The organism is Spiroplasma chinense (genome assembly GCF_008086545.1).
Lineage (GTDB): Bacteria > Bacillota_I > Bacilli_A > Mycoplasmatales > Mycoplasmataceae > Spiroplasma_A > Spiroplasma_A chinense.
In genome coordinates this window covers 308,174-330,479 of record NZ_CP043026.1, presented here as the reverse complement: position 1 = coordinate 330,479, position 22,306 = coordinate 308,174, and the positions used below count along the sequence as shown (strand labels likewise).

Sequence of the window (22,306 nt, the reverse complement as noted above, 5' to 3'; positions counted from 1 at the left end):
TTAAATTTTATAAATAAGATTTTTAAGTTTTTTTGATATTTTTTTAGAAATATTAATTTGTTTATCAGATAAAACAGCTATCAAAATAACACTTCCTTTTACAATCATTTGATAGTAAGTATTAAAACCTACCATGTTCATAGAAGTTTGTAAGACACTTATAACAAATCATCCAACCAAGGTTCTACCTACTCCACCTTTTCCACCAATTAAACTTGTTCCTCCAAGAGCAACACAAGCAATTGCGTCTAGTTCAATTTGGTTTCCACTGGTAGGTGAAATAGAACTTAATTTACTTACATATATTATTGTTCCCATAGCAACCAATGCATTTGAGAACATATATACAGACATCACAATTAGTTTTGATCTAATTCCAGATAGGTATGCAGCTTTAATGTTTCCACCCACTGCATAAATATATCTCCCATATTTATAGCCCCTCATAATAATTAGAAGACCTATGAAAATACACAATACAAATCAGAAACTAAATGGTAGTATTCAAAATTTTAATCTTGTTACAAATTGTAAAGTATCTGCTGGTAGAAGTGTTGCTTTTGATTCCAACAAAAGACTAGCTCCTCCTCTTAAAGTCAACATCAATACAAGAGTTACAATAAAGGGTTGCAATTTTACATAACTAATTAGAAATCCTGATAATACCCCAAACGCAACAGATATAACAACACAAGCTAACATTGCTATTCAAGGGTCTACACCTTTTTCCAAAAACTTAATCATGCAAGATCCTGCAAAGGCAAGAATACTTCCTACAGATAAGTCAATTCCACCTGTTAAAATAATTAGTGTCATTCCGAATGCTATCATTAGTAAATCTAAATTATTGGTTAATATATTAATTCAAGTTCTCTGTGTAAAAAAGTTGTTATTTGAAATTCCCGCAAATATAGCAATTCCCAAAATAAGTATTAATAATTTTGATTCATTAAATACATTTAGTAGGAAATTTTTAGTGTTTTGTTTATTCTGTGCTCCAAATAGATTGGCAAATTTCATTTGAGCTTTGTACTTTTGTAACTCAAAATTAGTTGTTTTTTCATCTATTTTAGTTTTAACTTCCATTAATTTGGGTTCAAATTCTTTTTTATTCTTTTCATAAAATATATTTCCTATTTTTTTTGAATCATATTCTTCTTGAACCTTGTTTCATTCTTTATACATTTTATTTTTTTGAATTTTTTGAATTTTTTTATCGTTAAGTTTGTTTGAAAGTTCTAATAATAAATTTTGTTTATTTTCAATTCTTTTTACACTTACTTGTTTTTTCTCGTTTATTTTATCTTCTAATAATTTAGTTTTATTCTTTTTATTCTCATTCTTCTTCTTAAGTTTTAAAGTTTTATTCTTAATGATCTCATCCATTTTAATTTCATACATTTTAATTTTTTCATTAAGATTTTCAATTATTTTTCCCTGTTTATTGTTAAATTCTTTTTCCAGGTATTCGTTTTTTTCTTTTAATTGTTGATCGGTAATCTGACCATCTAATTTTAGCAACTCATTAAATGCTTTTTCTTTTTCAAGTTCATCATTTAGGTTTTTTATTTTTAATTTTAAATTATTAATATTCGAATCTTTTATAGAAGATAGAGTATAAATTTTATCAAAATTATTTTCCTCAAAAGCTTGTTCTTTTGATTTTACATATTCTATATCTTGATTAAATTTGCTCTCTAACTGATCTTTTAGTATTTGGAAATAATCAGTTTCAAATTTTTCTAAATTAGCTTTCATATGTACCCCTTCTATATTGCATACTTAATAATATTTTCTTGACTTAAGTCTTTGGCTTCCAATTCCTTAGAGATTCTTCCTTCTTTCATTACCACGACTCTATCGCAGAGTCCTATGATTTCTGGAAGTTCACTTGAGATAATAACAATACCAATTCCTTGTGCTTTTAATTCTGAAATTAAATCATAAATTTCTCTTCTTGCTCCAATATCCACACCTCTAGTTGGTTCATCAAAAATTATTATTTTCGGTTTAGCGCAAATAGCTTTACTAATTAATACTTTTTGTTGATTTCCTCCTGAAAGTTGATTAATTTTATAGGAAAAATTGGGTGCTTTTATTTTTGTAACGTTCATGAAATAGTTGCACATTTCATTTTGAGTTTTCTTAGAGATAAACTTCAAATATTTGTTTTGCATATATTTGAAGGATGAAACAGAAATGTTATTTCTAATAGTTTCATCCAAAATCAAACCATCTTCTTTTCTGTCTTCCGTTACGTAAAATAATCCTTTTTTAATAGCTTCATACGGTGATTTAAAGGTTGCTTTTTTATCTTTTCAATAAATTTCTTTCGAACTACAACTCATTGCACCAATTAAAGTTTTAAACAATTCTGTTCTTTTTGCTCCAACCAATCCTGCAAAACCAAGTATTTCTCCTTTTTTTATGTTGAAGGATATATTTTTTAATATATCACTAGAAATTTGATTTACACTCAATAAAACCTCGTTGTCTTTTCCTTGTACTTTTGTAGGAAATCTTTGAGTGATCTCTCTACCAACCATTTTAGCTATAATTTCTTCCTCAGAAATTTTATCTACCTCATAGTTTCCTATGAAACCACCATCTCTTATGATGGTTATATACTCACAAATTACAGGTATTTCTTCTAATCTATGAGAAATATATAAAACCGCTTTTCCTTGTTCTTTAAGTTGTTTTACTAACCTAAACAACATTTGTGTTTCTTTATCAGAAAGCGATGATGTAGGCTCATCCATAATAATCACTTTTGCATTTCTAATTACAGTTTTTGCAATTTCTATAATTTGTTGTTGAGCCACTGAGTAATAACCCATTTTCTTTTTGGGATCGATCGAAATTTGTAACTCCTTAAAAATTCTAGTAATTATTTTAAACTGTTCTTTATAATTGATTTTTCCAAATGAATTACGTATTTCATTTCCTAAAAAAATGTTATCAATAACTGTCATTTCATTAACTGTCACTAATTCTTGGTGAATTATTGCAATACCTGTTTTTTCAGCTGATTTAATATTTTTAGGCTCATATTTCTTTTCATCAAAGTACATTTCACCCGATGTTTTTCTAATAACACCAGATACAATATTCATTAATGTAGATTTACCAGCACCATTTTCACCTACTATAGCAGTACACTTACCGCTTATCGCTTCAAGACTTACACCCCTTAGCGCCTGAACCGGACCAAAACTTTTATAAATATTTTCTAATTTTAAGATTGGTTTTTGATTCAACTTTATACTTTCATCATTCAAGTTCCCTCCCCCTCTCTTTCTGGCAAATTATTTCTATCATTAATTATGATAATTGGAAATAATTCTACCTACAACTTAAGTGTACAAAAAAAAAGAAAAAATGCAATAACTTTTTACAAAAAATGATAAAAAATGATAAAAAATAATCATTTTTTATTTTGCATATAAAAAAACCTAGATATTACTAGGTTTTTAGTTATTATTTTTTTAACTCATCTAATTTTAATTTTGCAAAATGATAAACCCCTCATAAGCCTGCATCATTTCTAAGTTTAGCTATTCTTAAATCTAGCTTTTCATAGAATGGTGGCATCAAGTAGTTTTTTAATTGTTTTTTAAGTAAATTAAGTAGATGATCCCCCATAGCACTTGGACCTCCACCAATTACAACCATATCAAAATCCATTAAATGAATAGAGACAGCCATGTGTTTTACCAATGGTAAAAAACATTCCTCAAATAGTTCAACTGTTTTTTTATCACCATTGTAAAATAATTCAGCAATATCTTTGATGGTATATTTATCCTTGTTCAATCCTAATTTATTTTCGTAGTATTCATGGTTTTTATTGATTTCTTTTTCAATACCCGTTGCACTACTCAATCCTTCTATACACCCTATTAACCCACAGTTACATTGGTATTTATTTTGAAAACCGCCCGAATGGCCAGGTTCACTTGCTAATTTTGTGTTACCCCCAAAATATAATTCACTATTAAGGATAACTCCACCCCCAATACCAGTTCCTAATGTATAGAGCAACATATTAGGTTTTTCTTTATTTAAACCTTTTACATATTCTCCATAGGTAGCTGCTTTAGAATCGTTTAAAATAAATACGTTTTCATTATGGAATAGCTCTTTTAGAAACTTTACTACCTCAAAATTACTTCACTCTAGATTACCGGTTCATATAGAAATACCATTTTCATAGTCTATAAGTCCGCAAATTGTAATTGCTACAAATTCTAAATCTTTATCTTCAATATTGTATTTGACAATTTTTTCGTCAAATACACTCTTTATATTTTCAAGAACTTGGCCAATTTGTGTTTCTACTATAAATCTTTCTTCAATTATTTCATCTTTAATAATTGCACACTTGGCAGTAGTTCCTCCTAAATCAACAGCAAAACAATATTTTGCCTGATTACTCATCGTAAAATCCACTATCTCATTTTTTATTTTCTTCATCGAAAATAGAATCACTATAGTTTTTATTTTTAATTAAGCTGTCAATTTGATTGATTAATTGATCATTTTTACCTTCATACTTAGTGTTTATAAAAGTTTCTATCATTTCATACATCAATCCAAGACCAACTATACGACCACCAAATCCTATAATATTTGCATCATAGTTTTTTCTTGCATCTTCAACAGTTAAAACATCTTTTGCCAGAAGTACTCTAGCTCCTTTTGTTTTTTGTGCTCCATTTGAAATACCTACTCCTGTACCGCAAATAACAATTCCAAAATCTACATTTTTTTCAACCACATTTACAGCCACTTTGTGTCCGTAAATTGGGTAATGTGTTCTTTCAAAATCATAAGTACCGCAGTCAAGAACTTCTATTCCATCTCGCTTAAGCATTTCAATAACTTTATCTTTAATATCTGTGACGATATGGTCACATCCAATTGCGATTTTCATTTTATTCACCCTCCAAAATATTTTCTAACATATTAATTCTTACCATATGTCTTCCAGCTTCAAAATGAGCCCCTAAATATGTTTCTATAATATCTACCATGTTTTCTTTGGCCATTATTTTATAACCTAAAGATAACACGTTTGAATTGTTGTGTTGGATTGTCATTCTTGAAGAATGGTGATCTGAAATTTGTGCAACCACAATCCCTTTGTTTTTGGCCATAACCATAAATGGTAAAGTACCAAACTCTTCAATACTAATAACTCTTCCTATTTCTTTGTTTTGAATTTTTTTTACAAGTTCAAGATATTCTTCTACACTTCCTGAGTTTTCTTCATAAATTAATTCAAAGTTTTTGTTTTTCACATTATTTTTAATGTGTTCTATATACGCTTTTTCAATTTTATTTGCGTAACTGATTACTATTTTTTCCATTGCATACCTCCATATTTCTATTTTACTACAAATGATAGAAAAATAAAAAAAATGATAAAAAATTATCATTTTACATTTGTTTTAGTTTTTAGTTCTTCAAACTCTGGACCTTCAATTTCCTTGTCAATTACAAGTTGGTCTATCGAAGACACATTGGAAATAATATTTCCATAAAAATTTTGATTAAATTTTGTATGATCCATTAAACAAACAACTTCTCCTGAACGAGATATTACTTTATTTGTAAGATATGCTTCATCTTCATTATTATTACATAGGTTAAATTCTGCATCCATGTTTGTCACTGTTATAAAAGATTGTGAAAATTTTAAAGTTTCTACAACCATATTTGCAATAGGTCCACACATAGCGCTTGATTGTGGTCTTAATTTTCCCCCAATTAAGACTACTCTATTAATATTTACGTTTAAATTTGCAACTCTTGCAACTTCAAAACCATTAGTATATAAAAGCTTTATTGGAGTATTTATAGATTTAACAAACATTTCACAAGTAGTTCCAGCTCCAACAAATAATTCTTTTTCTTTTATCATTGAAACTGCAGTTAAAGCAATTTTTGCCTTTTCTTCTCTATTTGCAGAGTGTTTTTCATCTCTAGTAGCTTCATATTCCTTAGAATCATTTAACTTAATTAATCCCATTTCAAGATCTATATAATTTAAACTTTCCAGTAATTTTACATCTCTTCTTGATGTAATTTCTGGGATTTTATTCTCTACTGCAAAGTTAAGAAATTTTTTAATAGATATTGGTGAATTTAGACTTAAATAGGCTAAATACATCTTAATTCTGTCTCCTCTTTTTAATTTTTCCATCAGACACCTCGTAGTTCTTTATACTTTTATAATATACTAAATTAAAAAAAATGATATTTTTTTATCTTTTTTTAGAAAATTTTGAACTTTTTGTATCAAATCTTGTAAAATATTACTATAGGAGAAAAAGAAAAATGAAAGCAAGTTTGAAAGAAGAATTAATAAAAGCTAGAAATGGTAAGTATGCGGTTCCTGCATTTAACTTTGATAATTTAGAAATGATGAAAGGAATAATTGAAGCTGCAGAAGAACAAAAATCACCCGTTATTTTAATGGTTACTGAAAGTGCTGCAAAATACATGGGAATTGATAATGTTTTTGCTTTTGCAATGGATGCAACAGAAAAATCAAACGTTCCAATTATTCTTCATTGAGATCACGGTTTTGATATTGAATTAATTAAAAGAGCAATTGATTGTGGATTTTCAAGTGTAATGTTAGATTCATCACTTAAACCATTTGATGAAAATGTAAAAGAAACACAAGAAATAGTAGCATATGCAAAAGCAAAAGGTGTTGAAGTTGAATCAGAAATCGGTCACGTTGGTGGAAAAGAAGATGATAGAGATTCAAAAAGCAACGGTTATACTGACGTAAACGAAGCCATTGAATTTGATAAATTAACTCAAATAGATGCTCTAGCAATTGCTGTTGGTACAAGTCACGGATTATTTAAAGGAGAAATCAAATTACAATTTGATTTAATTGAAGAAATTAGAAGTAAAATCGAAACACCTCTAGTACTTCACGGTTCAAGCCAAGTTCCTTTAGAAGATTTACAAAAAGCTATTGATTTAGGAATTACAAAAATCAATATTGGAACAGATTTAAAAATTGCTTGTGCACAAGGTCTTAAAGATTGATTTGAAAAAAATCCTTCAGGATTTGATGCAAGACAATACGGAAGAAATGCAATTAATTTTGTAAAAGAAGAAGCTATTAAAAAAATTATAGCTTTTAGATCAAATAACAAGGCATAAAAAAACCGTTGCGCGGTTTTTTTATCTCTAAATTAAATTTGATTCAATTAATAAATTTATATGAATAAAGTCAAGTATTTGAATAACCATCTGAGCTCTGATTGAGTTAATGTTTCATAACAAATCTTCTTCGGCCTTGATATCAAAATAATAATCAAATCTTTCCTTAAAATTACAGATCTCGCCGCCAATACAATACAATTTTGTCTTCATATCAATTTTTTCTGTAATTTCTTTAATAAAATTATTTTTACCAGAAATTGTAATTAAAACCACTATATCTTCTTGAGTAATTAGGTTTAGATAGGTGTCTATTGAAATAATATCTGACTCTGAAATAATATTTATTCCGGATCACTTTAACCTTTGAACGAAATTTTTAGAAACATTATATGAAAGATTGAAGGCAAACAAATAAACATTCTTTGCCCTAAGAAGATTTTTAATAATAGGTGCCATTTGAATTGACTTTAAATATTCAAATTGTCTTTTTTGAGACCTAACCAAAATAACATTATAATTATCAAAAAAAACTTCTTTTTTTTGAACAACATTATCATTAACATCTACTAATTCACCATCGATTATTACGCTTTTAGCAATATCATTTAACCTTAACTTCAATTCCTTAAAACCCTTTAAACCTAATTTATCAGAGAACCTAGTTACTTTAGTCGGACTAACATTACATTTTTCAGCAATTACACTGATATTCAGAACTTTTTTATTTTTAAAGTTTTCTAATAAAAACGCTGCTATTTTTTTATCATCTTCACTTTTATCATCATAATAAATGTCTTCAATATCTTTTATTAAGCCGTGTTTTAACATGTTGCCTCCTTTTTTATAGTTTTAGCTACGATATTATAAATATAACACAACTGTTCAAATTTAAAGTAAATTAAAACACCCTTTTCTAGCGAGGGTGTTTTAATTTACATTTCTTCTTTTAAAACATTGATAAGTTTTTCATCAAATTCCAGACATGTATGCAATAATGCACTAAAACCCTCTTCAAATAATACTTTTCTAATGATTTTGGATTCTTCGTCATCAACATTTCAATAATTAAGACCATTTTTTAACGTTGTTAATATAAATTTATAACTACTGTTTGTTTTTACGGCTTCTTCTAGGGGAATAAAAACTCTTTCCCCTTTTTTTAATTTAACCATGGGATTTCTACCTACCCTTGATAGTTCATCATTGAATAAAGGGTTCTTAAACCTTTCAATTACCTTTTTGGCAAATTCTTTATTTAAATTTAATAATTTTTCATTATTCTTTGATAATGCTTTAGAAACCTCTAAAACATAGCCTTTCAGAAACTCAAGAGTTTCTTCATTTTTTAAAGAATCAGCCACAGTTTTAATTCCATCAAAACGATCTATATTATATCTATATCAAGAAAGCGCACTATGCGAACCGTTTAATAAGCACAATTTAATCTTCATTTCATAATCTAAATCATCGGAATATTTAATAGAGCTTATTTTTTGAAACCCCATTGGTCATTGATTTGCATCAACAACCCAATTACTGTATTCCTCTGTTAAAAGGTACCCATTCTGAATAAAATTTTGGTTAGGAATTATCCTGTCTATTGCACAATCAACAAAATTAATTTTTGCAGCTATTTTTTCATGAAATTCCTTTTTAAAACCCGAAGATACCCTGTTACCATTTTCGCAACACATTATTAAAATTGACTTTTTAGATTTTTCTACAATTCTTTCAATTGTATTTGTCAGTTTAGATAAATTATTAACACCAACCGATGTAGTTATTATGTCAATATCTAAATAATCTTCTATATTTTTAGAAACCTCTTCAATATTAACTATTTTAAATCCACTAAATTCTTGCTTTACAAGTTTTTGCTCTTTCATATATTTAATTGTTATTTTATTTTCTTTTTTTAAAAATTGTATTGTTTTATCATCGCTATCGACAAATGTAAAGTTAATGGGGCTGCTATTTTTTTCAAACATAGGGAAAATAAGACCCTTCCCTATGTTACCAGCACCAAAGTGTAGTACTTTTATAGTTGTTCCTCAAACAAATTTAAAATATCTTTTTTTGTCGGATTTTGGAGAGTATCTTCAAAAATTTCTTCATCCATAGCTTTGATTGCAATATTTTGTAATATATTCAACTGATCATCATTGTTAAGACATAGAGCAATTATTAGTTTAACTTCGCTGTCATCTCATTTTAAAGGTTTCTTAAGATGTCAAACAAAGATTTGACTTAAAGTTATTTTTTGACTAGCTTCATAAGTTCCGTGCGGAATTGCTATTAGGCAGCCAATATTGAATGAGGCCTCTTTTTCTCTATCGGGAATGGATTTAACATATTCTTCATTACACCCATTTTCCAACATTACTTTGTAAACTTCCTCAAGGGCAGAATTTTTATCTTCAAAATCTATATTTAAAAATACATTTTTTTCCAATATCATTACATTACCTGCCCGCCTGTAATATTAATAGACTGTCCTGTGCAATAAGATGCTTTTTCTGATAAATAAAATTCTGCTACATTAAATACATCTTCAAAATCACAACCTCTATTCATTGGAACTTTAGCTTTATAATAGTCTTTAACTTCATTTTCATTAATATTTAATTTTTTTGCATAAGCAGGTATTAATGATTCAAACATGTCTGAATCTAATAAATTTCCAAGCATAAGAGCATTAACTCTAATTCCATCTGTTGCTAAATCTAAAGCGAGTGATTGTGTTAACCCAACACCTCCGAATTTAGCAGCAGAATATCCACTATTGAATTTAGATCCCACTCTTCCTGATTTAGAATTGATTTGAATTATGCTTCCTTTTACTTTATTTTCTATCATTAATTTAGCCGCTTCTCTTGCCACTAAAAAATATCCTAATAAATTTATGCGATAACATTTATCAAACTCAACTTCAGAAAACGAATCGATTTTTGAAGATTTGGCATAACCTGCATTATAAATAACATAATCTAATGATTTGAATTTGTTCTTAATAAATTTAAAACCTTCTATAACTTCTTTTTCACTAGTTAAATCACATGTAAAAGTTTCTATTTCAGATGACTCATTTTTAAGTTTGCTTAACTCTTGTTCATCAATATCAAAAACAATCACTTGAAATCCTTTTTCATTAAATTTATTTGCTAGAAACTTGCCTAGACTTTTTGCTCCTCCTGCAATCAATATTGTTTTATTCATATTTAAATTCTCATTTCTAATTAATTTTTATGCCACTTTTTTAAAACTTAAAAGTTTTTCAAAAAGAGGATCATAGACTTTTTGTCCAATGAATTTGTCAACCGGATATACAAATGAATTAGGTGATTTTTGTTTTGCAAAATCTTCAAAATTTCTCATTGTAACAATAACATCATAAGAACTATCCAAATTTTGGACCGCTATGTTTGTTACATTAATATCTAATTTATTTTGTTTAACAAACTTTTGTATTATTCCTGACGCCATTGCACTTGAACCCATTCCCGCTTCACAAGCCACTACAATTGATTTAACATTATTTCAATCAAATGTTTTGGCTGAGCTAGAATCTGTTGTTGAAGTTGAACCAAATGAAATTCCTTCATCTGTAATTTTAAATGTTTCTCCTTCATTAACTTCATTTCTTTTTTTGTCTGTTAATAGCAATAATGTTGCAATACCAAATGATGCACCAGTTCCAACTAAAACAGACAATAAATTAATTAGTATAGCGTGCACTCCTGGAGACAGTGCTATTAAAGAAATAATAGAACCCGGAGATGGTGTAAATATTGTTCCACCACCTAAATAGGCTGTTATAAATTGGGCAGATACAACTCCTGTTATTGTAGCTAATACCATTTTTGGTTTTGCTAAGATAAATACAAAGTAAACCTCATGAATACCACCGATGGTATGTATTACCGAAGAACCTGCAGCATTATATCTATTTTCACCTTTTGTAAATATTATATATGCAAGCAGCAACCCTAATCCAGGCCCTGGATTTGGATCGAACAGGAAGAATATACTTCTTGGATTTGCTTTACCAAGAGCTTTTTGCAATTCAACATCATTAACTCCAATAGGTCCTAAAACCCCATGATTTAAAGCGTTATTTAAAAAACTCACTTTAATAGGTTCTGTAATTATACCCATCAAAGGGGCTACCCATTTGTTATCCCCAAATAATTGAATTAATTGAATCATTACTCAAGTTATACCTCATAAAATTCATCCTCATCCAAAGAATACAATTAAGGCAAACACTATTCCAAACAGTCCAAGACCAAAATTTTTTACAAGCATTTCATAACTTTTATTTATTTTTTGTAAATATAATGATTCTATTCCTTTTAGGAATAGTGCAGATAGAGGACCTACAACCATTGCTCCAATAAATTGATTTGGAGAACTTTGTTCTATGTAAGTTGCATAAATTCAATCTGTACCCACAATGGTTCCTACCATCGCAAATGTAGCAAACATACCTCCTCTCATTCCATAAACCAAACGGCCACCATTAAAGGCAATAAGTATAGGTAATAATCATTTAATACCAGGATCTACTAGACGCCCCAACATTGGTGCATTAAATCATCCTAAATTTTTATTGTTATCGTAGTCATATAAGAACATAGATGTTCAAAGACCTCAAGCCAACAACACCCCTATTGAGGGCATTATCATACCAGCCATAAAAGAACCCATTTTTTGAATCTTAAGCTTAAAATTTTTAGCCTTTTTAGATTTTTTCACTTCGCCAATTATCGCTTCATCACTTTTTATAATTTTTTCCATTTCAATCTCCTTTCATAGAAATTATATTATAAAAAATGTAAATATTTACACTTTTTTGTAAATATTTACATAGTTTTGTAAATATTTACAAAAAAACACCTTTAGAGCAATATTTGGCCCTATATAGGTGTTTTTACATAACTTATTTTATTCTTTAAACATTAATAATAAGTTTATTGTTTGTTTTTAGCTTTTTAAAATCTTGTCTTATAAAGAAATCATTATTTTTTTCTGTTATTCCATAAGATATGTCAACTGAATGAATAGCATTGAAATAATTAAATTCTAAGTTTAATATTTCTGGAACATCTATATCATTAGATACTCTTCTTAAAAATTCATTTGTTTCTTTTAAGAAACTTTCTTGTAAAACTTTAAGTTCCATTAGTGGTTTTTCGTTATTTAATATATAAGCTGATTTTTTTTCATCCATTAATTTTAATTTTTCATCATTATTTATTAAGTCAAATTTCTCTTTTAAATACTCTAATCTTTTTGTATTATTTTTTTTACTTCAGTATTTCATTTTCATAATTAATTCTTCTTTTTTAAGTAACTCTTTATTTTTTATATTCTCAATTGCAACTGTGAATTTTTCTACTTTTGAAAGATTTTGATCCACTTGTTGAATTAAAGCATCTCTCTCCTTATTTACAAATTTATTAATTTTTACCATATCATTGTTATAAGTTGATTCTGAAATTTTTGAACCCATTTTTAATTTGTAAATATTTGCTAAAACCTTACTTGTTTGTTTTATTTGTTTTGTTTCAGGGGTTCTATCTCTATATGTGATAAAAACTAGAACAAAACTAAATATAGCAGCTAACAATAACACCATTATTCCAAATAATATGTTTCTAGTTCCTCCTCTTATGAAACCTACAACAAATATAAGTCCCATACTAGGTGTGGCACCAGAATATGAAACTACATTTAATAATCCAGATATAAATCCTGCAATACCGGCTCCAACACACCCATAAACAAATGGTCAAAATTTAGGTAAAGTAACTCCATAAATAGCTGGTTCGGTTACACCAAAGAATGCTGCTGGCAATGAACCAATTCCTATTGATTTAGTTTGTGCACTTTTAGTTCTAACAACAACCGCTAACGCAGCACCTGCTTGTCCTAAAACACCAATTGTTGTACCTACAAGAATAGTTGTTGTAGTGTCGTTTTGTGCTTGATCTAACATAATTGGTAGTATTAAAGGATAATGCATACCAGTTAATACTATAGGTTGTCATAACAAAGTAAATATTCCCACCCCAATACCAAATGGTACTTTGTTGATAAATGATAACACATAATTAATACCAGATTCCACAATACCCATAACTGGACCAACAACCATAAATGATAAAATCATTGTAATTAAGAATGTTATAGCCGGTCTTAAAACAATATCAATAGATGATGGAATTCATTTTCTAATTGATCTATCTACATAAAAGTATATTAATCCTGCAAATATTTGAGGAATAATAGATGAAGGATAACCTTTTACTGCAACATCTACATTTCCTAATGTAAATAGTTTAAAACTAAGTCATGAACCTTCACTATAAAAGAAAGGACAAACCAAAGCTAAACCTATAAAAATACCCATAATTTCATTTCCACCTAGGTATTTAACAGTGTTGTAACAAAAGTATATACCCATAAATGACAATCCCGCTTCTGCGATAATATAAACCAAGCAAGTTAACAAGTCATATGAGACTATACTTGGGTGAGAAGCATCGAAAACAACTTCAGCTATTAATCCTGTTTGCACTAAAATAGCTTGTATTGCTTTCAATATTCCAGCTGCCATAATTACTGGTAACGCCGGGATTATTACACCAGTTACTGAAGCTAATAATCTATCTTTAAATGTTCTTTTAACATTTGTTGTATTTTTAATTACTTTCTTTTCTCCTACAAATTTATCAAAAGCATCTGCAAGTTTGTAGACGTCTCCACCAATAATGATTTGCAATTCATCACCATTTCATTTTAATCCTTTAACTTCTTTAATTTTTTTAATTTCTTCTTGCTTAACTAAATTTTTATCCTTTACAACAACTCTAAACCTTGTAACACAGTTATAAAATTTAGAGTAATTAGTATTTGATCCGACAAATTCATAGATACTTTTTGCAACATTATCCCATTTAGAACTATAACTCATAAGTTCATCTATATTAAATTCTTCGTTTATAGATACCTTTGATAATAAATCTCCAACGAGCACTTTTCTTTCATCAATTTCATCAAAAACTAATCTATCATTTTTTGAATATATTTCCAATAAAACATCTTCATTAGAATTTTTTGAGAATAGTTCACTTTTTTCCTTTATTTTTCCTTCAATATCACTTCAGTTAATATCAAGATTTTCACCTTTTATCTTAAGAAATATTGAATATTTATTTAAAACCAAGAACTCAATCTTAAGATTTGCTCGGTCAATATTTTTAATTTCACACTCTCCTAAAAAATTATAAATTTTATTTGATTTACATAAAATATTTATAGTATTTTTATGAGATGTCTTTATAATTTCTCCATCGCATGGAGACAAAATATCAATTTTTTTACTCATTCTTTTTTTCCTCCAAATTAAATTATATTTTCTCACTTACTCAACACAAAGTCTTCAGCTTCCTTGCATCAAAGACCATTATTTTTATCTAATATTTTTTTCAATTCATTATCATTGTCATCAACCAAAGTGTTCAAACTAGTTAATTTCATTTTTTTTGTAGTATAAACAAGTTTCTTACCCCCACCAATTGCCGGCTGATTCATTGTTGTTTCAGCTAAACTATCTAGCCCCAATATATGGGTAACAACTTTACTTAAATCAACTTTTTTCTCTTCAATTAATTTTACACCATCACGAACATCTTCTGTATTACCTCCGCTAGTCCCAACTACGTGTGTAAAGTTATAATGAACATCGTAGAAGTTTAACTCAGCTGTAAATTCTTTATCTTGTGGTCCAGCAAAGAAGTTTATGCAACCATCTGGAGCACATAATTTTGAAGCAGTCTCTACAACATTTTTAGATGGCACCATAACAAAAATGTCATCATAACCATTTGAAGAAAGTTTCTTAATTTTCTCTATTGAATTCACTTCATTGTTAACATTAATAAATTCAATTTCAGTTTCTGAAGTTGGCAAATAAAGTTGTTTAGCTCTATCTAGTTTACTTTGTTCTAAATCAGTTACTACAATTTTACTTGGTTTTATAGGCCCGTGTAGAGCATAGTCTATTGCTATTAAGCCCATTGGTCCAGTACCACCCAATATTAATAGGTTTCCTTTTTCTTTAATACCCATTTTATGATTGTAAGTTCCATGAATTAAATGATAATTCGCTTTAAAAGCACCAATTATACAAGAAAGAGGCTCAACAAGAGATCCTTCAAAGTATGTGTCTCCATTGTAAGGGATTAAACAATCTTGTTCCATTACATCTTTGTCAATAATTATATGTGTAGCCCCTCCTCCTGTATAAGGATAAGAATAACCAGGGCATCAAGGTTCGTTTTCTAATTGTAAATTTGCTTGCACTACATATTTTTGTCCTGCTTTAAATTTGTTCTTTCACTTTTCTCCAACTTCGATAATTTCCCCACAAAATTCGTGTCCTACTACGATGGGGTTTTCTTTTAAATTTTCAGGAGTTTTTTTATGATTTTCTCCCTGAGCTGCCAATTTATATGAAGACATACATATACTATCTGTAATTACAGATGCCAATATTTCATTTTCTTTAATTTTAGGCAGCTCAATCTCATCGATTCTTAAATCATTTTTTCCATATAATCTTACTAATTTTGATTTCATAATTTATCCTCTAGTCTTTCCACCAGCTATATTAATAGTTGTTCCAGTTATATAACTTGCATTATCTGAAGCTAAATAGCTCACAAGATCTGCAACTTCTTTTAGTTTTCCACTTCTTGCTAACGGGATAGTAGAAACATTTGAATATCCACTTCTAAGTTCTTCAATACTTTTTCCACGTGTATAAGCGAGTGCTGTTTCATAAGATAATGTTCTTAATCCAGTTTCTTCTAAAATACCAGGTGCTACTCCAACAACTCTGATATTGTATTTACCTAACTCTTTAGCTCAAGTTCTTGTAAAACTATAGATTGCTGCTTTAGTGGCGGCATAACAACCTTGACCTTCTGAACCTTCAAGACCACATTCTGATGAAATATTTATAATAACACCTTTTTTGTTTTTTATAAATTCTCTAGCACATTGTTGGCTAATTAAGAATGTTCCTTTTACATTAATATCCATCATTTTATTGTAATTGGCTAAATCTAGCTCAAATTCACTATTTTGTTTTTTACCATCTACTAAAAGTCTTGGAATATTTATACCGGCGTTATTTATAACTCCATCAATTTTTTTGAATTTATTTAGAGTTTCTTTTACCAATGAATTTACTTCTTCTAAATCTGTAATATCTGTTCTTACAAACAAATAATTATTCTTTTCAATTTGTAATTCATTAATGTCTGCATTAACTACATTTGCATTAAGTTCAAGCAATTGTTCGACAATCGCTTTTCCTATTCCAGAAGAACCTCCTGTAACAATAAATGTTTGCTCTTTTAAATTACTCATTTTTTTCCTCCTTTGAAGTTATCCTTCATTTATATTTTATTGAGAAAGGTTTAAGAAAAAAAATTGCAAAGTTTCATGATTTTTAAAAATAAAAGTATAATTATTAAGAATCGAGAAGAAAATAACATAATTACAAAAAAATATCACTACAATTATCATTTTTATGATAATTGTAGTGATAAAATGATAATTCTATGAAAGTAAGGAAATTTAAAATGAGTGATAAAAGATTAAATATAATAATTGACATTTTAAGAGAGAAAAATATAACTTCAACAAATACAATATTAAAAATGAGTAAACAATTAGGAGTTAGCAAAATAACCTTAAGAAGAGATTTACATGAACTGGAAGAAAAAAATATTATCAGACTTAGTTATGGGAAAATAAATGTTATTTCCGAAGAATATATAGATAATGAGATCACTGGGTTGGATCATCGAAATAAGGAGAGAATGGATCAAAAAAACTCAATGGCTAACGAAGCAAACGAAGTCTTAGAAGGTAATGACATAATTTTTGTTAGTATGGGAACAACGTGTGAACACTTTGTTTCAAGTATAAAAAAGAAGGTTAAATTTTTAATAACAAACTCATTATCGGTAGGGTTAAAGGCTACAAAAAATATAAACATTGAAAGAGTTTTTGTTGTTGGAGGGACTGTAGATAAAAATAAAAAGTCAAGTTTCTTAAATGTAAACTTTGACTTCCTAAATGATATATATATTGATAAAGTATTTACAAGTTGTGTTGGAATTTCAAGTGATGGTGATGTGTTTTTTGATACCTTAGAGGAAAGTAAATTTATAAAAAGGATTTGTTCAGGAGCATCAAAGCATTTCTTATTTATTGATGATTATAAAATGGATAAAAAAAGTTTAGTAAAGACATTCAACAAAGATGAGTTTAATAAAATATTTTATTTCGATAATAGATAGCATAAAAAAATATTCTTTAATAAGAATATTTTTTTATGCTATTCTAATCCTGTAATTTCTCCATCAACAAGATCTATAGTTTTGTAATTTGCTTCTTTTCCAAGTCCTGGCATACTTAATACATCATTTGTATACACCAATATAAACTTAGCTCCACTATTTACTTCAATATCTTGAATTTCTAATTGATAATTTGGATCATTTTTATCATTACCATCAATTGAAATATGTGTTTTTACCATACAAAGTGGAAGTTTTGCAAACTCACTCTTTTGAATTCGCACCATTTTTTCTCTTGCTATTTCGCTCATATTATAACTATCTAAAAAATAAATGTTTTTAGCAATTTTTTGTATTTTTTCTTCAATAGTTTCGTTTCCAACAATAAGTTTTTTAAATTCAAACTCATTATTTGAAACTTCACTAACTTTATTAGCTAATTTTTCAGCACCTTTTGCTCCAAGAATATATGCTTGGTTTAATTCTCATTCATAACCATTAGCTGACAATCAATCTTGTAATTTTTCTAAATCACTTTGTTTATCACCTTCAATATAGTTTATAGCAACAACTAGATTTAGACCGTATAGTTTTATATGTTTTAAATGTTTTTCTAGATGAACAAAGTTATTTTCAAAATCATTGTGTAAATTTAGTGCTCTTAAAGTTACAACCGTTACAACACAATCTGGAATTAGGTTATTTTCAACATTAATTACATCCATGAACTTTTCAAACCCTAAATCACTTCCAAAACCAGATTCTACAATTGTGTAATCCGCTAAACTCAAACCTAATTTTGTTGAAATTATTGAATTTGTTCCTGTTGCAATATTTGCAAAAGGTCCACAATGAACTAAAGTTGGTGAATCGTATTTTGTAAGTACAAAGTTTGGTTTAATGGCGTCTTTTAACAAAGCCATTAAAGAACCAGTTACTCCTAATTGTTTTAAAAATATTTCTTTTCCTTCTAGATCAAAAGCAATTAAACTGTTATCCAATCTTTCTCTTAAATCAAATTCATCTTTAGAAAGTGACAAAATTGTCATCATATTACTTGCAGCAGTTATTGTAAACTGCTCTTTTCTTGTTATTTTTTTAGATACTTTAATTTCTACATCTCTTAAAGCTCTGTCATTTAAATCCATACAACGTTTTCACACAACTTTGTTAATATCAATATTTAGTTTATTTGCTCAATACAATTCATTATCAATTGCAGCAGATACCAAGTTATTTGCACTTGTGATTGCATGAAAATCACCTGTAAAGTGTAAGTTAATTTTATCAACAGGTAAAACTTCACTTTCACCCCCACCAGTTGCAGTACCTTTTCTTCCAAAAACAGGTCCTAAACTTGGTTCTCTTAAAGCTAAAATAGCTTTTTTACCAATATAATTTAGTCCATCTACCAAACCAATTGCTGTTGTAGTTTTTCCCTCACCTGCTGGAGTTGGATTAATTGAGGTCATTAAAATTAATTTACCTTTTTTTTCTTCTTTTAAGTAAGGTTTGTAATCTATTTTTACAATACTTTTACCAAAGAAATCATAGTCTTTTTTATCTATATTCAATTTTTCAAGTTGTTCTATTATTTTTTCCATATTTTTCACCTTTATGAGATACTATATAATAATATCTCAAAAATAGATATATTAAATACTAGTGAAAGGAAAAAAGTTAAAAAATGGAGAATAAATTAATTAGTGGAACACAGTTATCTAAAATATTACTAGAAAACTTAAAAGAAAAAATAAATAATATAACAAATAATAGATTACCAAAAATTGTTATTGTTCAAGTTGGAGATAATCTTGCAAGTAACAAATATATAAAACACAAGCTTAAATCTTGTGAAAAAATAGGTATGTTAAGTGAACACTTAAAATTAGACCAAAATATAACGCAAGAAGAACTTTTAGAAGAAATACACAAATTAAACAACGATAATAAGGTAGATGGAGTTATAGTACAACTCCCTTTGCCAAATCACATTGATACACAAGTGATTAACGAAACAATTGATGTGAATAAGGATGCTGATGGTTTTAGTCCTTCAACACTTGGAAAAGTTATGTTAAACACCTCTAAGATCTTTCCAGCAACCCCCTTTGGTATTTTAAAACTTTTAGAGTGAAAAAATGTTGAATTAATGGGTGCAAATGTTGTCATTATCGGACGAAGCAATATAGTAGGAAAACCTTTGGCTAACATGCTAATAAATAAGTCTGCAACAGTCACTATTTGCAACACAAAAACTAAAGATTTAGCAAATGTAGCTAAAAAAGCAGATATATTAATTTGTGCAGCTGGTGTTGCAAAATTAATTACTAAGGATTTTGTAAACAAAGATATGACAGTAATTGATGTTGGAGCAAACTTTGTGGATGGCAAATATTGTGGTGATGTTGATTTTGATCAAGTAATTGACCAAGTAAAACTAATAACTCCAGTTCCTGGTGGTGTTGGACCAATGACCATTGCTTGTTTACTTGAAAACGTATATAACTTGTATTTGGAAAAAAACAAATAAAAATGACTTGTATAGCTTCTATACAAGTCATTTTTTTATTTTTTATTTAATGTATAAACTAAAGGCAGAATATATACTGCATTTAAGATTTAATTTTTGTTTGCATCAGCAATATCAAAAATCATGTCAAATCTTAAATCATCTCTAGTTTTCAATGTGTATGAACCGTTACTTTCAGTGTTCATATCAATTTGAAATTGTACATCAAAGAAATGCAATTTCATACTTGAATATCTTTCAAAAGTAATATCATTAATTCCTGTTGTTTGAGAAACTCATTCTTTATTGATAGGTTCTCAAAATTGGAAGACAAAATGAGCTTGAGTAATTTTAACCTCTGCATTTTCAAGATTTTCAGATACTATCCCTAATTGTTCTAATAAAATTGAGGGTTTAAAATTAATAACATCTTGTAAAGATAAGGTTGGCAGAGCACCATTTATCATTCCGTTAATTTGATCTGCAATTTGTGTTGTAACAGATGTATCCAAACCACTTAAAATTCCTCTAACAACTTCATCAGAATCCACAAATGGTATACTTGGTTTTTCAGTTATATCAGCTTCACTCATTATTTCATCATAATAGATATCTATAGGTTCAATAAATTGCATATTGTCTTCACTTGAAATGAAAGGTTTATTTAAATCTAAATATTCTTCCCCTTCCAAGTTGAATAATTTATTAATTATTTTAAGAACTATTTCACCTGGGTTTATTCTCACTTTATTTAATAGTTGATATAAATTATCATCTAATAAATCAATTTTTACAGTCAAACCCAATGGAACTGCTGTAATTTGAACTTTTAATTTGAAATAAATAGCTGAATCTTTTTCTTCTCTTTTATTTTTGTTGTAACCTAAAATTAAGTTAAAGAACATTGAATCTAATCCACTTTTTGCAGCTCCAGCACTTAAGTTATCATCATTATTATTTCTATTAATAGTTTCTAAATCTTGATCCATGTCAGTTATTAATTCTTTTAACAATAAATAAAGTAGATTTCCACTTCCACCAAGTTCTGGATTGTAAGTGTCTGGGTTTAAAAATTTATTCAAAAGTTTAACAACATTTGGAGCAACATTACTTATTAGGTCAATTAATTTTAAACTGTTTTTTTGTCCTTTAGAGGTCATTGAACCTTCAACGTGAATATCTACAGGAACACTTCCGACAATAGCCATTCCACTATCTACATCTTGATGAATATCTTCATTAAGATTGGATAAGTCAAGGTCTATAATGTCAAAGATATTTACTTCTAATAATTTATCAACGCTAACCTCTATTGGTTCTTTTCCTTCAAAGAAAGAAGGTATTGTAATGGTTGAAGGTATTCCAAAGTTATCCAATAATTTTTTAATACCATTAAAAACGGTTTGAAGATTTTTTCTAAAATCTTTGTCAAAGCTTTCATAAACACTTTGGTTTTTGTCTGGGTCTGCTTTTGCAAGACCCTTCACATCCATATTCATAATATTTTTAATTCCAACTCCCACATCACCTAAAAGTGAAGAGTCTAATAAGGTGTTTAACAACCCTATAAGGTTTGTTATAGTTCCTAAAGTTAACTCCATTGAAACACCAGAAAAGTCTACTGCACCTAATGGAATATCAATTTTTTTAATATCATAAATTGAATTTTTTGCACTATTTGAATTTAATATATTTGCAATACTACTTATTACATCAAATTCAGGAATTGATCATTTTATCTCGCCTCTATAAATTTCTTTATTTAAATATTTTAAATAAAATTTAACATTTCCACTATCTACAATAGCTTCTTCTGTAATACTTTCATTTGTTAATCCTTTTAATTTTGGTATAGAAAATGTTGAATCTCTTGCAATTTCTAATTGAAATCTAGAAGCATCCAAATCTAATTGATCAGAGATATAATTATAAACTTGGTCTTGTATTGAACCTTTAACATCACTAGATAAGTCAGACCATTCTTTACCATGAGCAGCTTCTCCTAAGTTTGCACCAATTGAAGCGTGGTTATTTACTAATTTTTCTGCTTTTGTAACAATCTTTAAGGTACTATCATCAACAAATTGACCATTATTACCTTCGGGTTCTTCTGTATAAACTGAATCATAATCAAAATCACCAGCACAACTTACAACAGATAATGTTGAAAATGTTATTAGTGAAAATGAAGATAGTACGGATAGTAATTTTTTCATTCTTTCTCCTT

19 protein-coding genes are annotated in these 22,306 nt (G+C 28.2%); 3 read left to right on the top strand and 16 right to left on the bottom strand.

The annotated features are described in order from the left end of the window. The 6 genes from SCHIN_RS01490 to SCHIN_RS01465 form a co-directional block, all read right to left on the bottom strand. A complete protein-coding gene (locus tag SCHIN_RS01490) occupies window positions 1-1,758 on the bottom strand; it encodes an ABC transporter permease (protein WP_166507869.1) in 1,758 nt (585 codons plus the stop codon). A gap of 11 nt (window positions 1,759-1,769) precedes the next feature. After that, complete coding sequence (locus tag SCHIN_RS01485) at window positions 1,770-3,281, bottom strand: sugar ABC transporter ATP-binding protein (RefSeq protein WP_166507868.1); 1,512 nt, start codon at window positions 3,279-3,281, stop codon at window positions 1,770-1,772. A 199-nt stretch (window positions 3,282-3,480) separates the two neighbouring features. Continuing rightward, a complete protein-coding gene (locus SCHIN_RS01480) occupies window positions 3,481-4,440 on the bottom strand; it encodes an ROK family protein (RefSeq protein ID WP_166507867.1) in 960 nt (319 codons plus the stop codon). Then, window positions 4,433-4,936, bottom strand: coding sequence for an RpiB/LacA/LacB family sugar-phosphate isomerase (locus tag SCHIN_RS01475; RefSeq protein WP_166507866.1), 504 nt, complete (start codon window positions 4,934-4,936; stop codon window positions 4,433-4,435). The genes SCHIN_RS01480 and SCHIN_RS01475 overlap by 8 nt, the downstream gene beginning before the upstream one ends. Before the next feature lies 1 nt (window position 4,937). Then, window positions 4,938-5,372 carry an RpiB/LacA/LacB family sugar-phosphate isomerase gene (locus SCHIN_RS01470; protein ID WP_166507865.1) on the bottom strand — a complete coding sequence of 145 codons (435 nt, stop codon included), beginning with the start codon at window positions 5,370-5,372 and terminating at the stop codon, window positions 4,938-4,940. A 62-nt stretch (window positions 5,373-5,434) separates the two neighbouring features. Further along, entirely contained in the window at window positions 5,435-6,208 is a 774-nt protein-coding gene (locus SCHIN_RS01465; RefSeq protein ID WP_166507864.1) for a DeoR/GlpR family DNA-binding transcription regulator, read from the bottom strand. Between the two features lie 134 nt (window positions 6,209-6,342). On the opposite strand from SCHIN_RS01465, the gene SCHIN_RS01460 reads away from it, so the two are divergent. Beyond that, window positions 6,343-7,188 (top strand): class II fructose-bisphosphate aldolase, encoded by an 846-nt coding sequence (locus SCHIN_RS01460; protein ID WP_166507863.1) that lies wholly within the window; start codon window positions 6,343-6,345, stop codon window positions 7,186-7,188. Window positions 7,189-7,215: 27 nt separating this feature from the next. Here the strand turns inward: SCHIN_RS01460 and SCHIN_RS01455 are convergent, their stop codons facing one another. The 8 genes from SCHIN_RS01455 to SCHIN_RS01420 all read right to left on the bottom strand — a co-directional run bounded on the left by SCHIN_RS01455 (window position 7,216) and on the right by SCHIN_RS01420 (window position 16,629). Continuing rightward, window positions 7,216-8,019: a MurR/RpiR family transcriptional regulator gene (locus SCHIN_RS01455; protein ID WP_166507862.1), complete on the bottom strand. Its 804-nt coding sequence runs from the start codon at window positions 8,017-8,019 to the stop codon at window positions 7,216-7,218. A gap of 104 nt (window positions 8,020-8,123) precedes the next feature. Then, window positions 8,124-9,233 carry a mannitol dehydrogenase family protein gene (locus tag SCHIN_RS01450; protein WP_279535547.1) on the bottom strand — a complete coding sequence of 370 codons (1,110 nt, stop codon included), beginning with the start codon at window positions 9,231-9,233 and terminating at the stop codon, window positions 8,124-8,126. Further along, complete coding sequence (locus tag SCHIN_RS01445) at window positions 9,230-9,649, bottom strand: PTS mannitol transporter subunit IIA (protein WP_166507860.1); 420 nt, start codon at window positions 9,647-9,649, stop codon at window positions 9,230-9,232. The genes SCHIN_RS01450 and SCHIN_RS01445 overlap by 4 nt, the downstream gene beginning before the upstream one ends. Beyond that, window positions 9,649-10,407 (bottom strand): sorbitol-6-phosphate dehydrogenase, encoded by a 759-nt coding sequence (gene srlD, locus SCHIN_RS01440; RefSeq protein ID WP_166507859.1) that lies wholly within the window; start codon window positions 10,405-10,407, stop codon window positions 9,649-9,651. Before srlD ends, SCHIN_RS01445 begins: the two co-directional genes overlap by 1 nt. 27 nt (window positions 10,408-10,434) lie before the next feature. Next, window positions 10,435-11,988, bottom strand: coding sequence for a PTS sugar transporter subunit IIBC family protein (locus tag SCHIN_RS01435; RefSeq protein ID WP_166507858.1), 1,554 nt, complete (start codon window positions 11,986-11,988; stop codon window positions 10,435-10,437). A 154-nt stretch (window positions 11,989-12,142) separates the two neighbouring features. Next, window positions 12,143-14,581, bottom strand: a complete 2,439-nt coding sequence (locus SCHIN_RS01430; RefSeq protein ID WP_166507857.1) for a PTS transporter subunit EIIC — start codon at window positions 14,579-14,581, stop codon at window positions 12,143-12,145. Between the two features lie 17 nt (window positions 14,582-14,598). Beyond that, a complete protein-coding gene (locus SCHIN_RS01425; protein WP_166507856.1) occupies window positions 14,599-15,834 on the bottom strand; it encodes a zinc-binding dehydrogenase in 1,236 nt (411 codons plus the stop codon). A gap of 3 nt (window positions 15,835-15,837) precedes the next feature. Further along, complete coding sequence (locus tag SCHIN_RS01420) at window positions 15,838-16,629, bottom strand: SDR family oxidoreductase (RefSeq protein ID WP_166507855.1); 792 nt, start codon at window positions 16,627-16,629, stop codon at window positions 15,838-15,840. Between the two features lie 215 nt (window positions 16,630-16,844). On the opposite strand from SCHIN_RS01420, the gene SCHIN_RS01415 reads away from it, so the two are divergent. Then, the gene (locus tag SCHIN_RS01415; protein ID WP_166507854.1) at window positions 16,845-17,567 is read left to right on the top strand and encodes a DeoR/GlpR family DNA-binding transcription regulator; all 723 of its coding nucleotides are present in this window, start codon (window positions 16,845-16,847) and stop codon (window positions 17,565-17,567) included. A 38-nt stretch (window positions 17,568-17,605) separates the two neighbouring features. Here SCHIN_RS01415 and SCHIN_RS01410 read toward each other — a convergent pair whose 3' ends face one another. Then, complete coding sequence (locus tag SCHIN_RS01410) at window positions 17,606-19,171, bottom strand: formate--tetrahydrofolate ligase (RefSeq protein ID WP_166507853.1); 1,566 nt, start codon at window positions 19,169-19,171, stop codon at window positions 17,606-17,608. Between the two features lie 83 nt (window positions 19,172-19,254). Between SCHIN_RS01410 and SCHIN_RS01405 the strand changes: the two genes are divergently transcribed. Next, on the top strand, window positions 19,255-20,100 hold the full coding sequence (locus SCHIN_RS01405) for a bifunctional 5,10-methylenetetrahydrofolate dehydrogenase/5,10-methenyltetrahydrofolate cyclohydrolase (protein WP_166507852.1): 846 nt from the start codon (window positions 19,255-19,257) through the stop codon (window positions 20,098-20,100). Between the two features lie 89 nt (window positions 20,101-20,189). On the opposite strand, the gene SCHIN_RS01400 is transcribed toward SCHIN_RS01405, so the two are convergent. Beyond that, complete coding sequence (locus SCHIN_RS01400) at window positions 20,190-22,295, bottom strand: lipoprotein (RefSeq protein WP_166507851.1); 2,106 nt, start codon at window positions 22,293-22,295, stop codon at window positions 20,190-20,192. Window positions 22,296-22,306: the final 11 nt, after the last annotated feature.